At 62.9% G+C, this 15,081-nt stretch carries 12 protein-coding genes; 7 read left to right on the top strand and 5 right to left on the bottom strand.

The window, feature by feature from the left end; genetic code table 11:
- Positions 1-7: 7 nt before the first annotated feature.
- Both murU and Aeroheme_RS04160 read right to left on the bottom strand, forming a co-directional pair.
- On the bottom strand, positions 8-676 hold the full coding sequence (murU, locus tag Aeroheme_RS04165; protein WP_234690448.1) for an N-acetylmuramate alpha-1-phosphate uridylyltransferase MurU: 669 nt from the start codon (positions 674-676) through the stop codon (positions 8-10).
- Positions 673-1,683: an aminoglycoside phosphotransferase family protein gene (locus tag Aeroheme_RS04160; RefSeq protein WP_234690449.1), complete on the bottom strand. Its 1,011-nt coding sequence runs from the start codon at positions 1,681-1,683 to the stop codon at positions 673-675. The genes murU and Aeroheme_RS04160 overlap by 4 nt, the downstream gene beginning before the upstream one ends.
- A gap of 174 nt (positions 1,684-1,857) precedes the next feature.
- On the opposite strand from Aeroheme_RS04160, the gene lptD reads away from it, so the two are divergent.
- From lptD to Aeroheme_RS04130, 6 genes are read left to right on the top strand one after another with little or no spacing between them, the layout of a single operon-like run.
- A complete protein-coding gene (gene lptD / locus Aeroheme_RS04155) occupies positions 1,858-4,290 on the top strand; it encodes an LPS assembly protein LptD (RefSeq protein WP_411166735.1) in 2,433 nt (810 codons plus the stop codon).
- A 30-nt stretch (positions 4,291-4,320) separates the two neighbouring features.
- Positions 4,321-5,613 (top strand): peptidylprolyl isomerase SurA, encoded by a 1,293-nt coding sequence (gene surA, locus Aeroheme_RS04150; protein WP_411166734.1) that lies wholly within the window; start codon positions 4,321-4,323, stop codon positions 5,611-5,613.
- A 14-nt stretch (positions 5,614-5,627) separates the two neighbouring features.
- The gene (gene pdxA / locus Aeroheme_RS04145) at positions 5,628-6,623 is read left to right on the top strand and encodes a 4-hydroxythreonine-4-phosphate dehydrogenase PdxA (protein ID WP_106887867.1); all 996 of its coding nucleotides are present in this window, start codon (positions 5,628-5,630) and stop codon (positions 6,621-6,623) included.
- Positions 6,613-7,440, top strand: a complete 828-nt coding sequence (gene rsmA, locus Aeroheme_RS04140; protein WP_043130439.1) for a 16S rRNA (adenine(1518)-N(6)/adenine(1519)-N(6))-dimethyltransferase RsmA — start codon at positions 6,613-6,615, stop codon at positions 7,438-7,440. Before pdxA ends, rsmA begins: the two co-directional genes overlap by 11 nt.
- A gap of 4 nt (positions 7,441-7,444) precedes the next feature.
- Positions 7,445-7,807, top strand: coding sequence for a Co2+/Mg2+ efflux protein ApaG (gene apaG / locus Aeroheme_RS04135; RefSeq protein WP_041206340.1), 363 nt, complete (start codon positions 7,445-7,447; stop codon positions 7,805-7,807).
- A 6-nt stretch (positions 7,808-7,813) separates the two neighbouring features.
- Positions 7,814-8,635 carry a symmetrical bis(5'-nucleosyl)-tetraphosphatase gene (locus tag Aeroheme_RS04130; RefSeq protein ID WP_411166733.1) on the top strand — a complete coding sequence of 274 codons (822 nt, stop codon included), beginning with the start codon at positions 7,814-7,816 and terminating at the stop codon, positions 8,633-8,635.
- Between the two features lie 103 nt (positions 8,636-8,738).
- Here Aeroheme_RS04130 and Aeroheme_RS04125 read toward each other — a convergent pair whose 3' ends face one another.
- Positions 8,739-9,224, bottom strand: a complete 486-nt coding sequence (locus Aeroheme_RS04125) for a 2TM domain-containing protein (RefSeq protein ID WP_025328116.1) — start codon at positions 9,222-9,224, stop codon at positions 8,739-8,741.
- A gap of 171 nt (positions 9,225-9,395) precedes the next feature.
- Positions 9,396-10,385 (bottom strand): luciferase-like monooxygenase, encoded by a 990-nt coding sequence (locus Aeroheme_RS04120; protein ID WP_163155730.1) that lies wholly within the window; start codon positions 10,383-10,385, stop codon positions 9,396-9,398.
- 231 nt (positions 10,386-10,616) lie between these two features.
- Here Aeroheme_RS04120 and Aeroheme_RS04115 point away from each other — a divergent pair, with 231 nt between their 5' ends.
- Positions 10,617-13,502 (top strand): HD domain-containing phosphohydrolase, encoded by a 2,886-nt coding sequence (locus Aeroheme_RS04115; RefSeq protein ID WP_411166732.1) that lies wholly within the window; start codon positions 10,617-10,619, stop codon positions 13,500-13,502.
- Between the two features lie 72 nt (positions 13,503-13,574).
- Here Aeroheme_RS04115 and Aeroheme_RS04110 read toward each other — a convergent pair whose 3' ends face one another.
- Entirely contained in the window at positions 13,575-14,945 is a 1,371-nt protein-coding gene (locus Aeroheme_RS04110) for a YjiH family protein (protein WP_025328120.1), read from the bottom strand.
- Between the last annotated feature and the right edge of the window lie 136 nt (positions 14,946-15,081).

Below are 15,081 nucleotides of genomic sequence, written 5' to 3'. Positions count from 1 at the left end.
CGTGATGTTAATGAGTGCCGGCAAGCAGCTGGTCATCCAGCTCGCGCAGCCGATCGACTGTGCCTATGTCACGCCATTCGCCGGTCAGCAGGCTGCCACCGACCCGGCCTTGCGCCATCCAGTCGCGCAGCAGGGGTGCCAGCTTGCGGGCACCGCAAGGCAGGGAGACAAAAGCCGCCGGGTGATAGAGGCCGACGCCGCTGAAGGTCAGCGCCGGCGCATCCAGCACCCGGCCGCCTTGCAGGGAGAAATCCCCCTGAGGGTGCTGGGGCGGATTAGGCACCAGCCAGAGATGGGCCAGGTCATCCGCCAACGGCTGATTCACCAGAGCGCCATAATCCCCATCAATCCAGGTATCGCCATTGATCACCAGAAACGGCGCCTCACCCAGCAGTGGCAATGCCTGCACTATGCCGCCCGCGGTCTCGAGGGCGCTCTCCTCCGCCGACCACAGGATCTCGACCCCGAACTGGCGGCCATCGCCGAGCGCCTCCACCAGCTTGTGGCCGAGCCAGGCGTGGTTGATCACAAGCTGGGTCACCCCGGCCGCCTTGAGCTTCTCGATGTGGTGGACGATGAGGGGCTTGCCCCCCACCGCCAGCAGCGGCTTGGGCAGCAGGTCGGTGAGCGGGCGCATCCGCTCCCCACGACCCGCGGCCAGGATCATCGCCTTCATGAGGCCACCCCGGTGCGTGCCAGACCGGGCAGCACCACCCGCTGCAACCAGTCGCCGAAGCGAGCCAGCACCGGATGCTCGGCACCATGGGTGTGGCAGACATCCACCACATAGCCCAGGGTGCGGGGGATGTCCTTGAGGTAGCCAGACTTGCCGTCGCGATGGTAGAGACGGGTGAAGAGGCCGGCCGCCTTCAGGTGGCGCTGCATGCCGGTCAGGTCGGCGTGACGACGGAAGCTGGCATAATCGAGCCCGCCGAGCAGGCCCGCCCGGCTCAGGGTGTCGAAGCCATGGCCCATACCCTGCTCGATCACCTCATCGGGCCAACGCACGTAACAGTCTTTCAGCAAGGAGACCAGGTCGTAGCTCAGCGGCCCCATAACCATGTCCTGGAAGTCGATGACGGCAAGTCGGCTGTCGTCCGGCGTATCGCCGCCGCACACCATCAGGTTGCGGCTGTGGAAGTCTCTGTGCATCACCCCCTGGGGCTGAGCCAGGTTGTTCTCGGTTAGGCAGGCGAACATCTCGTCCAGCAGTTGCTGTTCGGTCTCGTCGAGAATCAGGTTCAGGTGATGACCCAGCAGCCACTCGGGGAAGATGGCATTCTCGCGCGCCATGAAGGCCTCGTCGAAGGGCTCGAGCGCCAGCCCGACAGCTCCCAGCCGGGGCAGCAGCCCTATGGCCTTGTCATACCAGGCCAGCACGTTGCCATCGTTCAGGCAGCCGATAAGCTGGGTATCGCCAAGGTCACTGACCGCCAGCAGGCCCTGCTCGTAGTCCACCGCCCTGACCTCGGGAGCCAGCAGCCCCACGGCGTGCAGGGCGGCCGCATTGCGAACGAATTCATGATTTTTTTCGGTTTTCGGATTAGCATCCACCCACACCAGGCCACCACCACGGAAGTAGCGGCGGAAACTGGCGTCACCGGAGATCAGGGTCAACTGGAGGTTGGCATCACCGGTAATCCGGCGTGCCCATTGCAATAGCAGGGAAGTGCGATCGTGCATGAGTCGGGAACCAAATTGGAAAGCAGCACTTGGCTGTTAGCCCTGGCCGCAATAATGCTTTATCATTGCCGGCTAACATAAAGCAATGACATGCAATGTCAACTCGATGGATCCTGACATAAAATGCATGCCCTGAATCAACCGTTTTTACTACGGATTGCGCGAGCCCTTCACATGACAAAATGGACACTGGGGTCTTCTTATCCCATCGCCCTGACCATCAGCCTTGTTCCTGCCCTGAGTCCGCTCACGGTCCAGGCGGCGCCCCTCAACGCGCCACCGGCCACCGGGATCCTCAACAGCCTCTGCTATGACTATGTCCCCAAGGTCGAGAAACCCAGCGCGAGTCAGGACGCCAATGCCCAGCCCGTCGAAGTGGATGCCGATCGCCTGGAGGCCAAGCAGGGCGGTACCGCCGTCTATGAAGGTGACGTCAAGGTTCGTCAGGGCGTGCGCAAATTTGACTCCGACTACGCCCAGCTGGATCAGAAGAGCCGGGATGTCATCGCCATCGGCAACATCTATTACAACGATGGCCAGATTACTGTCACCAGCGACAAGACCCTCAAATCCAACCTGGACACCAAGAATTCCGAACTGGAAGAGGGCAAGTATCAGGTACATGGCTCACCGGTGCGCGGCTTCGCCGAGAAAGTCACCATGACCAACAACAACCAGAACATCACCCTGGAGGGCGCCCAGTACACTACCTGCCCCCCGGGTCAGGAAGCCTGGACCCTGAAAGCTGGCAGCATAGACATCGATCAGTCCGAGGTGTTCGGGGAAGCCTGGAACGCCAGCCTCTGGCTCTATGACTATCCGGTCTTCTATTTCCCCTATATCAACTTCCCCATCAAGGATGAGCGCAAGACGGGCCTGCTCTACCCCGGCTATACCCAAAGCTCCAAGAACGGCATGGACATCACCCAGCCGTTCTACTGGAACATAGCCCCCAACTACGACTCGACCATCACCTCCCGCTTCATGGACAGACGGGGCCTGATGGAGCAGGTCGAGTTCCGCTACATGCCGGATCCGGCCCACTCGGGCAGCCTCTATTTCGAAAACCTGGCGGATGACAAGCAGTACGACGAGACGGACAGCCTCAATGACTACCTGTCCGACGGGCATCGCTATCTGCTCAACGCCCGCCACACCTCCATGTTCATGGACAACACCCTGCGAGTGTCGGTGGACTACACCAAGGTGCGGGATCGGGACTACAACTACTTCAACGACTTCTCCCCCAGCGTGGGCACCCAGGTCGACAACCAGTTGCAGCAGTCCCTCACGGCCGGCTACTTCCAGCAGAACTGGAACCTCAATGCCGAGGTGCGGACCTACCAAATTCTGCTGGCCAGCGCCCAGCAGCCCCACGAGCTGATGCCGCGCATCAACCACAACTACTACCAGCAGGGCAGCTGGTACGATCTGGCCTGGAGCACAGAGCTGACCAACTTTGGCTACAACAACGACCAGGCAGTCCAGCAGAACCAGGGAGAGGCCTATACCGGCACCCGTGTCTACACGGCGCCCACCCTGACCATACCGCTCATCGACGAAGCCGGCTACTTCCTCGACAGCCAGTACAAGCTGATGTACACCCGTTACGATCAGACGGTGCCGGATGACATGAGCAGCACCTTCACCAACAGGTTCACTCCGCAAGGTGGGGGGGATGTCACCCTGGAAGAGGGCATCATCACCCGGGTTCTGCCCTCGTTTCGCCTCAAGGGCGGCATGACCTTCGAGCGCAACCAGCAATGGTTCGGCGAAGGGGCCAGCCAGACCCTGGAGCCTGAGTTCCAGTACCTCTATGTGCCCTACAAGGATCAGGACAACATAGGTGTCTACGACTCCACCACCATGCGCCAGGACTACTACAGCCTGTTCAGCGACCGTCGCTTCGCCGGCTTGGATCGCATCAGCGACTCCAACCGGCTCTCGGTCGGCGTCACCACCCGCATCTATGATCCGGCCGGCGATGAACGAATTCGGCTGGCCGTTGCCCAAGCCTTCGACTTCGTGGCCCCCAGGGTCAAGCTCTACTCCAGCGACGCGCTGAGCACCAATACCCGCTCCCCGCTCTCATTCGAGGGAGACGCCAAGATCAACGAGCAGTGGTATGCCCATGCCGGGGCGCAATATGACCTGGAGCAGCGTCAGATAAGCTCCTCCAACAGCGCCCTGGAGTACCGCCACGAGAAGCTGATCAGCCAGTTGAGCCACCGCTTCGTGCGGGACGCCAACTACGACCTGGATCGCAAGGGCGAGGTGACGGATCTCAACCAGATCGGCCTGCTGTTGACCACACCGCTCAACGATCAGTGGCACCTCTATGGCGGCTACTATCAGGAGCTCGACCAGAACGTCAAAGTTGACCGCAAGGTGGGTCTGAAATATGACTCCTGCTGCTGGAGCATCAACTTCAACCTGGAGTGGGTCAATACGCCGGACAACGTGAACCTGGCCCCGACGTCCGAGCGCAGCCTCGGCATTCAATTTGAAATGAAAGGATTGGGTAGCGTGGGTACCGGCTCCAAGGGTACCTCCCTGGATACCGAAGCACTGCCTTACATTCGTCCGTTTAACCTGCGAGACCAATAACGGGTCTGGCAAACGCCTTGAGAGATGGATATGAAGAAGACGTTGATTTCCCTGCTGACCGCAGGCCTGTTTGGAGTCATGAGCCAGGGTGCCTTCGCCGCGCCCGAACTGGTGGACAAGGTGCTTGCCGTGGTCAACAAGGACGTGGTGCTGGCCAGTCAGCAGGAAGCCCTGGTGCAGAAGGTGAAGGCCTCCGCCCAGGAGAGCGGCCAATCCCTGCCCGATGACGTCACCCTGCGCAAGCAGGCGCTGGATCGCCTGATCCAGGAGAGCCTGCAGCTGCAACTGGCGGATCGCCAGGGGCTCAAGATCAGTGATACCCAGCTGGAGCAGGCCATCCAGAGCATAGCCGCCGACAACAAGATGAACCTGGAGCAGCTCCGTGCCCAGCTCGAGCGGGAAGGGCTGACCTATGCCCAGTACCGGGAAGAGGTGCGCCGCGAGATCCTGATGAACGAGGTGCGCCGCAGCCAGGTGCGCCGCCGCATCAACATCTCCGAGCAGGAGGTTAAGCAGGTGGTCGAGGCCCTGAGCAAGCAGGGTCAGCAACAGAGCGAATACCACGTCGGCCACATCCAGGTTGCCCTGCCTGACAACCCGAGCGCCGAGCAGCTCAACGCCGCCAAGGCCAAGATAGAACGCATCCTTGCCGCCCTGAAGGAAGGGGCAGACTTCCGCAAGCTGGCCATCGCAGAGAGTAACGGTCCCAAGGCCCTGGAAGGGGGTGACTGGGGCTGGATGAGCCCGCAGGAGATGCCCACCCTGATGTCAGAGGCGGTACAGGGCGCCAGCAAGGGTGACATAGTCGGGCCGCTGCGCTCGGGCGCCGGTCTGCACATCGTCAAGATCTTCGACACCAAGGGTCAGCAGCAAGTGATGCAGACCGAGGTGAAGGCCCGCCACATCCTGATCAAGCCCTCCATCATACTGAGCGAGGAGAAGGCCAAGGGAACCCTGGACGGCATTCTGCACGACATCAAGAGCGGCAAGGCCAGCTTCGCCAGCATGGCGGAGAAGTACTCCGAAGACCCGGGCTCTGCGGTGCAGGGTGGCGAGCTGGGCTGGTCCGATCCCAACGTCTATGTGCCGGAGTTCCGCGACATGGTCAACCGCCTGCAACCGGGCCAGATCAGCGAGCCCTTCCGCACCAGCCACGGCTGGCACATAGTGCAGCTGGAAGATCGCCGCAGCCAGGATGCCACCGGCAAGGCCCAGGAGCAGCGCGCCTATCAGCTCATCTTCAACCGTCGCTTCACCGAAGAGTCCCAGGCCTGGCTGGATGAGCTGCGCGACGAAGCCTACATCCAGATCGAACCCAATTAATGGGCGATGAGCAGATGAACAGCCATCGTCTTGCCATCACGCCGGGTGAGCCCGCCGGCATAGGCCCGGACCTGGTGCTGCAGATAGCCCAGCGGGACTGGCCGCACCAGCTGGTGGTGATCGCCGACCCGGCGCTGCTGCGTGAGCGCGCCGCCCTGCTGGGGCTGCCCATCGAACTGGAACCCTATGATGCCGCTGCCCCCGTGAGGGGTCAGCGGGCGGGAACCCTGACGGTGTGTGCCGTTCCCCTCGGTGCCCCCGTGGTGCCGGGCGAGCTCGACGAGGGCAATGGCGCCTATGTGCTGGCCACCCTGCAGCGCGCCTGCGACGGCAACCTGAGCGGCGAATTCGCCGCCGTGGTGACAGGCCCGGTGCACAAGGGGATCATCAATCAGGCGGGCGTCTCGTTCAGCGGCCACACCGAATTCTTCGCCCAGCAGTCAGACACCGCAGACGTGGTGATGCTGCTGGCCACCGAAGGGTTGCGGGTGGCGCTGGCGACCACCCACATCCCGCTCGCCTACGTGGCCATGGCCATCACGCAGGAGCGCCTTGCCAAGGTGATCCGCATCCTGGATGCGGATCTCAAGGGCAAGTTCGGCATAGCACACCCCAGAATTTACGTCTGCGGCCTCAACCCCCATGCCGGGGAAGGGGGCCATCTCGGCCGTGAAGAGATCGACGTGATCGAACCCGCCCTGGCCAGCTTGCGCCAGGAAGGGATAGATCTGGTCGGCCCCTTGCCTGCCGATACCCTGTTCCAGGAGAAATACCTCAAGGATGCGGATGCGGTACTCGCCATGTACCACGACCAGGGGCTGCCAGTGCTCAAATACAAGGGCTTTGGCAACTCGGTCAACATCACCCTCGGACTTCCTTTCATCCGTACTTCGGTGGATCACGGCACAGCGCTGGATCTGGCAGGCAAGGGCCTGGCAGACTCGGGCAGCCTGATCACCGCGATTAACCACGCCATCCAGATGGTAGAGAAAAAAAGATATGAGCAGTAAGGTGCAGAGCAACAAGGTGCACATGGGCCACACGGCCCGTAAGCGTTTCGGTCAGAACTTCTTGCACGACCGTTATGTGATCGATCAGATAGTCGCCGCCATCAACCCGCAGCCGGGTCAGAACCTGGTGGAGATAGGCCCGGGTCTGGCGGCACTGACCGAACCGGTCGCCTCCCAGATGGACAAGATGACTGTGGTCGAGCTTGACCGGGATCTGGCGGCTCGCCTGCGCGAGCACCCGACCCTCAAGGACAAGCTGACGGTGATCGAGGCCGACGCCATGCGCTTCGACTTCGGCACCCTGATGGGAGAAGGCAAACCGCCCCTGCGCATCTTCGGCAACCTGCCCTACAACATCTCCACCCCGCTCATCTTCCACCTGTGCGAGTTCGCCGACCGGGTGGAGGACATGCACTTCATGCTGCAAAAGGAAGTGGTATTGCGGATGTGCGCAGGCCCGGGCAGCAAGGCCTATGGCCGCCTTAGCGTCATGGTCCAGTACTACTGCCAGGTGATCCCGGTGCTGGAAGTGGGCCCGGGTGCCTTCAAGCCTGCCCCCAAGGTGGACTCCGCCGTGGTGCGACTGGTGCCACACAAGAACCCGACCATAGTCGCGAAGGATCTGCGCTGCCTGAGCCGGGTCTGCACCGAGGGCTTCGGCCAGCGTCGCAAGACCATCCGCAACAGCTTCTCCAACTTCATCACAGACGCTCAGCTGACCGAGCTTGGCATAGATGGCAACCTGCGCCCGGAGAACCTCTCCCTCGAGCAGTTCGTCATGATAGCCAACTGGCTGGCCGATCAGCAGCAGGCCTGATCCCATGGCATCCCCCCGGATAGTGGTTCGCCCGCACCCCAGCTATGTGGCGGGCACCGAGGATCCTTACCATTTTCTCTATCTCATCGAGATAGAGAATTTGGGGCCGGGCAAGGTGCAGCTGCTGCACCGGCGCTGGCTCATCACGGATGCCAATGGCAAGATGCTGGAAGTGGAAGGTCCCGGGGTCGTGGGCGAGCAGCCCTTCATCGCCCCCGGCGAGACCTTCAGCTATCAGAGTGGCGTACCGCTGGCCACCCCCTTCGGCGTGATGGAAGGCAGTTACACCCTGCAAGACGAATCGGGGCAGCAGTTTGAGGCCCCCATAGCCCCTTTCACACTGGCCGTTCCCAACATTATCAACTGAGGTTTCATGGCGAATTGTTTCGTCGGTGATATCCAGGGCTGCTACGACGATCTGCGCCGTCTGCTGGATCTTGCCGAATTCGACCCCGACAACGACACCCTCTGGCTGTGCGGCGACCTGGTCGCCCGCGGGCCGGACTCTCTCAACACCCTGCGCTTCGTCAAATCACTGGGAAGCCGCGCCGTGACCGTGCTCGGCAACCACGATCTGCACCTGCTGGCGGTGGCTCATGGGGTCGCCCCCCTCAAGAAGAAAGACAAGCTGCAGGCCCTGATGGAGGCCCCGGATCGGGACGAGCTGCTGGAATGGCTGCGCCACCGTCCCCTGCTGGCGGAGCACCCGGACCTGCCCATCATGATGGTCCATGCCGGTCTCTCTCCGGCTTGGGATGCCCACACGGCACGCAGCTGCGCCCGCGAGGTGGAGACGCTGCTGCGCGGCGATCAGTACAGCTGGCTGCTGCACAACATGTATGGCGATCAGCCCGATACCTGGGACGAAAATCTGCTGGGGATAGAGCGCTACCGCTACATCATCAACAGCTTCACCCGGATGCGCTTCTGCTACTTCGACGGCCGACTCGACTTCAAGTGCAAGAAGGGACCCACGGAGTCCACCCCTGGCCTGCGCCCCTGGTTCGAGCAGCGGGAGCACCACGTGGACGATCCCATACTGGTGTTCGGCCACTGGGCGGCCCTGATGGGCGCCACCGGCAAGGCGGACATCAAGGGGCTGGACACCGGCTGCGTCTGGGGCAACAGCCTCACCCTGTGGCGCTACGAAGACGATGCCCTGATAGCTACCCCCTGCCCCGCTTACGCCAAATAAGCCGTCGGTGCAGCCGCCCAGCCAGCACCGAGTTAGGCGATAGACGGACAATAAAACGGGCCCGGCATTGCCGGGCCCGTGCTTTATGGGGTGAGGTAGCGGCTTACAGCTTGCGCCCCAGCCGTTTCTCGACCTGGCGTCGCTCCCAGTCGGGCCCGAACAGCTTGAACGGCTGGAACAGGTTGATGGCGTGGGACATCAGGCCCAGCCCCCAGCCCAGCATGGGCCACCAGGCCCAGATATAGTCCGGGTTGCTCAGGTAGTTGATGACAAACAGACCCCCTATCACCAGCACATAGCTGATGAGGTGGCCGTAGAAGCCTTTGAGCCCCTCGACGAACTTCATCGCCTCCCGCTCATCCCTGGCCACATGCACTGTCCCCTGACTATCTGTCTCGTTCCCTTTCATCTCGCTCTCCTGCAGTTGAGTCACATCGAGCTCAAAGACGGAGGCCAGGGCCTTGAGGGATTCCAGTCCAGGTTGCTGGCCCTGCTCGATCCGCTGTATGGTGCGGACACTCAAGCCAGTCAGGGTCGCCAACTGATCCTGGGACCAACCCCGTTGCAATCTCAACTTCCTGACGATCATCTCGAACTCCTTGTGGTGACTGACAGGGCCAGCATAGGGCCGGTGAGGCCAGAGGTGACACGACATAGGGCCGACATCCACCTGACTATTCTTTAAAATCAATCAGTTGTAACTAGCTGTTGGATTGATACCTATGCCCGGGCGCACAGACCAGCGCGCCCGGTCAGGCCTTCACAGGCTCCGCATCAGCTCGGCGGCGATCTCGAAAGAGCGCAACCTGGCCTGATGATCGACGATGGGACCGTTGAACATCAGCTCGTCGGCCCCGGTTTCGGCCAACAGGGCCTTGAGGCCGTGACGCACCTGATCCGGATCCCCCACCAGGGATCGAGCCAGGGTCTGCTCCATCGCCATCAGCTCCCGGGGCGACCACTCCTCTCCCAGACTCTGCACCGGCAGCGGCAGCTTGCCGGCATCACCCCGATAGAGGCGCAGGAACTGCTGCTGGAGCGTGGTGAACAGGAAGCGGGCCTCCCGGGTTGTGTCGGCAGCGATCACATTGATGCAGACCACCGCATAAGGCTTTGGCCAGCGCGCGGAAGGGCGGAACTGGGTACGGTAGATCTCGAGTGCCTGCAACAGCAGGCCGGGAGCAAAGTGAGAGGCAAAGCCGAACGGCAAGCCCATTGCCGCCGCCAGTTGCGCGCTGTAGAGGCTGGAACCCAGCAGCCAGATGGGCAGATGCAGCCCCTGACCGGGCACCGCCTGCACGGCGCCGACCTCGTCACCGAAGTAGCCCATCAGCTCGCGCACGTCCGCCGGAAAGTCATCCACCTCGCCGCTGCGCTGGCGGCGCAGCGCCTGCATGGTGCGTTGATCCGTGCCAGGCGCGCGACCGAGACCGAGATCGATGCGATCCGGGTAGAGAGAGGCCAGCGTGCCGAACTGCTCGGCGATAACCAGAGGGGAGTGGTTCGGCAGCATGATGCCGCCGGCCCCCAGCCGCAGTGTGCTGGTGGCACCGGCCAGATGGCCGATCAGGACCGAGGTGGCGGCGCTGGCGATCCCCGGCATGTTGTGGTGCTCCGCCAGCCAGTAGCGGTGGTAGCCCCAGCGCTCGGCATGGCGGGCCAGATCCTGCGAATGACGAAACGACTCGGCTGGCTGGCTTCCTTCGGGGACGGGCACCAGATCCAGGACGGAATAGGGGATGGCAGACATGGGACACTCCATTGATTCACAGGCGATTCACCAGTGGAGCAATGTAGCACGAGATATCTGAATGAATCACCTGACCAGGCTGTCGGGACCCGCGCCATGCAGCTCGCGGCAAGGGGAACGCCGGAAGATAACGGTTCCTCTTCTGGCCCCACCTCCTATGCTTTTTGTCATCTTGCGAGCACACTGTTGGCAGATCATCGCGGGAAGCGCCCGTAGGACAAGGATAGGTCCATGACAAAAGCAAGCCTCGGCAGCAAGCCCTTTTACGTGCACATTGCCACCCTCTTCATACTGCTGTTCTCCGTGCTGGGGGGCGCCCTCATCATGCTGCAGTTCCAGCAGGGCCTGCAGCAGGGGCTGGAGCACGAACGGCAAAACTTCCAGCAGTACAGGGAACAGCTGGCGCTCGCCATCAAGCTGAACCAGCGCCCGGCCCGCATGTCCCTGAGCCTGCTGCGCAGTGGCCAGCTGGCCGCCATGACCAGCCTGGAGTCCCGCCTCGGCTACCTGCCCCAGCTGGCCGAGGTGCTGGCCAACAGCGCCAGCTATGGCGCCATCTATGCCGGTTACGAGAACGGCGACTTCTTCCTGGTACGCAAGCTGACCGAGCGGGCCAGGGGGGTGCTGGACACCCCCCCTCCCGGAAGCCACCTGCTGGTGCAGAGTCTGACTGAGGGCCGGGGAGAGTTTCTCTATTTCAACCAGCGCCTGCGGCTGCTGGAGCGGCGGCCCATGCCGGACTACCAGTTCGATCCCCGCGATCGCGGCTGGTACAAGGAGGCCCGCTGGGGCACGGGCATCATAGTGACCCACCCCTATCTCTTCTTCACCACCAAGGAGCCGGGCATGACGCTGGCGGTGGAGAGCGACGATCGCCGGGCGGTGATAGGGCTGGATGCAGGCGTGGAGGGGCTCTCCTCCCTCATCGGCGAGCTGCCCCTGCCGAGCCACTGCCAGCTGGTGCTGTTCGACGAGTTCGGTACCCTGCTGGCGACGGATCCCAAGCGGCTGCCCAGCTTCGAACAGCTGAGTCGCCTGCCCATGCTGTCGGCGCTCAAGCACCCCATACTGGCCAAGCTGCAGCAGGAGATGGCATCCAGGCCCACCCTGCTGCACGCGCCGACCGAGCTGACCCTGGCCGCCGAGGATGGCAGCGACTGGCTGGTCAACCTCTCCTCCCTCGACGAGGGTTCCCCCTTCTACCTGGCCCTGCTGGTACCGGCGGACGAACTCACCGCCCCGGCCCGCCACGATGCCCTGCGTAACCTGGCCTGGGCCCTGGCCGGTCTGCTGCTGCTGCTACCCGTCATCTGGCTGGTGGCGAGGCGCACCGCCGCCCCCTTGCTGGCACTGACGCAAGAGGCCGAGCGGATCCAGCACTTCGACTTCGGCGAGAGCGAGCGGCCAGACTCGGCGATCCGCGAGATAGACGATCTCGCCCGCGCCATGTCCAGCATGCGGCTGACTCTGGGCAACTTCATGAGCATGGGTCTGGCGCTGGCGGCGGAGCACCGCTTCGATTCCCTGCTCAGCCGCATACTGCACGAGACGGTGGCGGCGGCCCAGGCGGAGGGCGGCTGCCTCTATCTGGCCCAGGACAAGCAGATGAAGGCGGTTCAGGCCATCTGGCAACGGCAGCCCCTGGATTGTGAGCGGGTGCACTGGCAGGAGTCCCTGCTCGGCGGCCTCTATCATTCCGAGCGGCTCAGCCTGCCCCTCAATGCCGAGCAGTGGTCGCACTACCTCGTCGACTGGGGCCCCTTCCCCGGCCCCCGCCAGCTGCTGGCCGAGCCCCTCTACAACCACCGCCAGGAGTTGATCGGCTGCCTGTTGCTGATCCTGCCGGACTGCGCGCCACGGGAGCTGGCGTCGCGCATCAGCCTCATCGAGGCGCTGGCGGGCATGTCCGCCTCCGCCATCGAGAATCAGCGCCTGCTGGAGGAGCAAAAGCAGTTGCTGGAGGCCTTCATCGAGCTCATCGCCGGCGCCATCGACGCCAAGAGCCCCTACACCGGAGGCCACTGCCAGCGCGTGCCCGAGCTGACCCGCATGCTGACGGAGGCGGCCTGCGCCCAACGCCAGGGCCCCTTTGGCGATTTCACCCTCAACGACGAGGAGTGGGAGGCCATCCATATCGCGAGCTGGCTGCACGACTGCGGCAAGGTCACCACACCTGAATTCGTGGTCGACAAGGCCACCAAGCTTGAGACCATCTACGACAGGATCCACGAGATCCGCACCCGCTTCGAGGTGCTCAAGCGCGACGCCCATATAGAGGCGCTGGCGGCCCGATTACCTGCCCCCGAGCAACAGGCAGCCCTCGAGGCCGTGGCCCCGACCTGGCAGATGCTGGATCAGGAGTTCGCCTTCGTCGCCGAGTGCAATCTGGGGGGCGAGTGGATGGCACCGGAAAAACTGGCACGGCTCGATGCCATCGCCAGCCGCACCTGGCTGCGTACCCTGGATGATCGCCTCGGCGTCAGCCCGGAGGAACTCAGACGCCATCCCGGGGAGGCGGCTCCGCTGCCCTGCCGCGAGCCGCTGCTGGCCGACAAGCCGGTCCACCTCATTCCCCGCCCCGCCCACGACAACCTGGCCAGGCACAATCCCTGGGGCTTCAAGGTCAGGGTCCCCACCCATCTCTACAACCGGGGGGAGCATTACAACCTCGCCATCGTTCGTGGCACCCTCACCGAGGAGGAGCGCTACAAGATCAACGATCACATCATCCAGACCATCCGCATGCTGGAGCGGCTCCCCTTCCCCCGCCACCTGCGCAAGGTGCCGGAGATAGCGGGGGGCCATCACGAGCGGATGGATGGCACCGGCTACCCGCGCCAGCTGCTGGGTGAGCAGATGAGCATTCCCGCCCGCATCATGGCCATCGCCGACATCTTCGAGGCCCTGACCGCAAGCGATCGCCCCTACAAGTCGGGCAAGACGGTCTCCCAGTCGCTGACCATAATGCTGCGCATGGTGCAGGAGCGGCACATAGACGGGGCGCTCTTCGAGCTCTTCGTCGACAGCGGTGTCTGGCGGGACTATGCCCTGCGTTTCCTCGCCCCAGAACAGCTGGACGAGGCAGCCTGTCAGGCCCTGCTGGCGGAGCCGCGCTAGCCGCAATCCCCCCGAGCGCCCATAAAAAAACGGTCAACCCAGGTTGACCGTTTTTCATCTCCAGGCAGCCCCTTAGAACAGCAGGTGCGCCACGCCGGCGATGACCGGCAGGGTGACCAGGGTGCGCAGCAGGAAGATGACGAACAGCTCCCACAGCTTGACCGGGATCTTGCTGCCCAGCAGCAGGGCGCCCACTTCCGACATATAGATGAGCTGGGTCACCGACATGGCGGCGATCACGAAGCGGGTGATGTCGCTCTCTATGGTCGAGGCCAGCACAGCCGGGATGAACATGTCGGCGAAGCCCACCATGATGGTCTTGGACGCCGCCTCGGCCTCCGGCAGTTGCAGCAGCTCAAGCAAGGGCACGAAGGGGGCGCCCAGCCAGTTGAAGATGGGAGTGTGCTCGGCCAGCATCAGGGCACAGGTCCCGATCGCCATGACCACCGGCAGCACGCCAAACACCATGTCCAGGGCGTTCTTCACCCCTTCCCGCGCCACGGCGCCGAGATCCGTCATGCTGTCGGCCTTGGCCAGGGCCCGCTGATAGCCATAGCTCAGCACGCTGTGCTGATGGGGAATGGCCTCCTGTTTGCGGCACAGGGGAGTGCCGTCGCTGTAGACATCCTTCTTCCAGGAGAGCGGGGGCAGGCGCGGCACCACTATGGCGGCCACCACCCCGGCCAGGCAGACGGTCAGGTAGAAGGGGACGAACATATGCTCCAGCTTCACCTGGGAGATCACCACCAGACAGAAGGTGATGGAGACAGCCGAGAAGGTGGTGCCGATGACGGCGGCTTCACGCTGGGTGTAGAACTTGCCCTCGTACTGCTTGCTGGTGAGCAGGATGCCGACGCTGCCATCCCCCAGCCAGGAGGCGAAGCAATCCACGGCGGAGCGACCTGGCAGGCGGAACACAGGGCGCATGATGCGGGTCATCATGGTGCCGACAAACTCCAGCAGACCGAAGTCCAGCAGCAGCGGCAGCAGCAAGCCGGCGAAGATGAAGACGGAGAACAGCACCGGCAGCAGATCGTGCAGCACCAGGCCACCGGTAGCCCCGGAACGCAGCACCTCGGGACCGGCCTCGAAGAAGGTCAGCAGCACGAAGAGGCCCCCCAGTACCCGCACGCAGGCCCAGAAGGGGGAGACGTTGAACAGGCTGTTGAGGAAGGGGCGTCTCACCAGGATCGCCGGCTTGAACAACCAGGCGATCAACGTCATCAGCATGGTGGTGGTAATGATGGCGCTGACCATGGCCACCAGATAGTCGGCGAACACCGTCTGTACCAGCTTCGCCAGCACGGCGACGGGGATGGTGACATTGCCGTCATAGATGACGGGAGTCATGAACAGCAGGATCCCGATGAGCGACGGGATCAAAAACATCAGCACGTTGCGGCGAGTATGGATCGCCGGTGCTTCCAGGGTCTTTTCCAACATGATAGACAGCCTTAAATATGACTTTTCCTTCAGCCAGGCAGCCTGCATATTCATGCCCTCGCCCGGCAAACGGGCGCAAGAATAACCCAAAAAACTGCACAAACAAGCTTTTAATGGATTATTTCAAGCATAAATA

It is taken from the genome of Aeromonas sp. DSM 116730, assembly GCF_046581335.1.
Taxonomy (GTDB): Bacteria; Pseudomonadota; Gammaproteobacteria; order Enterobacterales; family Aeromonadaceae; genus Aeromonas; species Aeromonas rivipollensis.
The sequence above is the reverse complement of the archived record's forward strand: the minus strand, read 5'-3'. Positions and strand labels throughout refer to the sequence as shown.

Bases quoted from the DNA above. Each gene is read 5' to 3' on its own strand.
- murU (WP_234690448.1), bottom strand. From the start codon at position 676: ATGAAGGCGATGATCCTGGCCGCGGGTCGTGGGGAGCGGATGCGCCCG.
- Aeroheme_RS04160 (WP_234690449.1), bottom strand. From the start codon at position 1,683: ATGCACGATCGCACTTCCCTGCTATTGCAATGGGCACGCCGGATTACC.
- lptD (WP_411166735.1), top strand. From the start codon at position 1,858: ATGACAAAATGGACACTGGGGTCTTCTTATCCCATCGCCCTGACCATC.
- surA (WP_411166734.1), top strand. From the start codon at position 4,321: ATGAAGAAGACGTTGATTTCCCTGCTGACCGCAGGCCTGTTTGGAGTC.
- pdxA (WP_106887867.1), top strand. From the start codon at position 5,628: ATGAACAGCCATCGTCTTGCCATCACGCCGGGTGAGCCCGCCGGCATA.
- rsmA (WP_043130439.1), top strand. From the start codon at position 6,613: ATGAGCAGTAAGGTGCAGAGCAACAAGGTGCACATGGGCCACACGGCC.
- apaG (WP_041206340.1), top strand. From the start codon at position 7,445: ATGGCATCCCCCCGGATAGTGGTTCGCCCGCACCCCAGCTATGTGGCG.
- Aeroheme_RS04130 (WP_411166733.1), top strand. From the start codon at position 7,814: ATGGCGAATTGTTTCGTCGGTGATATCCAGGGCTGCTACGACGATCTG.
- Aeroheme_RS04125 (WP_025328116.1), bottom strand. From the start codon at position 9,224: ATGATCGTCAGGAAGTTGAGATTGCAACGGGGTTGGTCCCAGGATCAG.
- Aeroheme_RS04120 (WP_163155730.1), bottom strand. From the start codon at position 10,385: ATGTCTGCCATCCCCTATTCCGTCCTGGATCTGGTGCCCGTCCCCGAA.
- Aeroheme_RS04115 (WP_411166732.1), top strand. From the start codon at position 10,617: ATGACAAAAGCAAGCCTCGGCAGCAAGCCCTTTTACGTGCACATTGCC.
- Aeroheme_RS04110 (WP_025328120.1), bottom strand. From the start codon at position 14,945: ATGTTGGAAAAGACCCTGGAAGCACCGGCGATCCATACTCGCCGCAAC.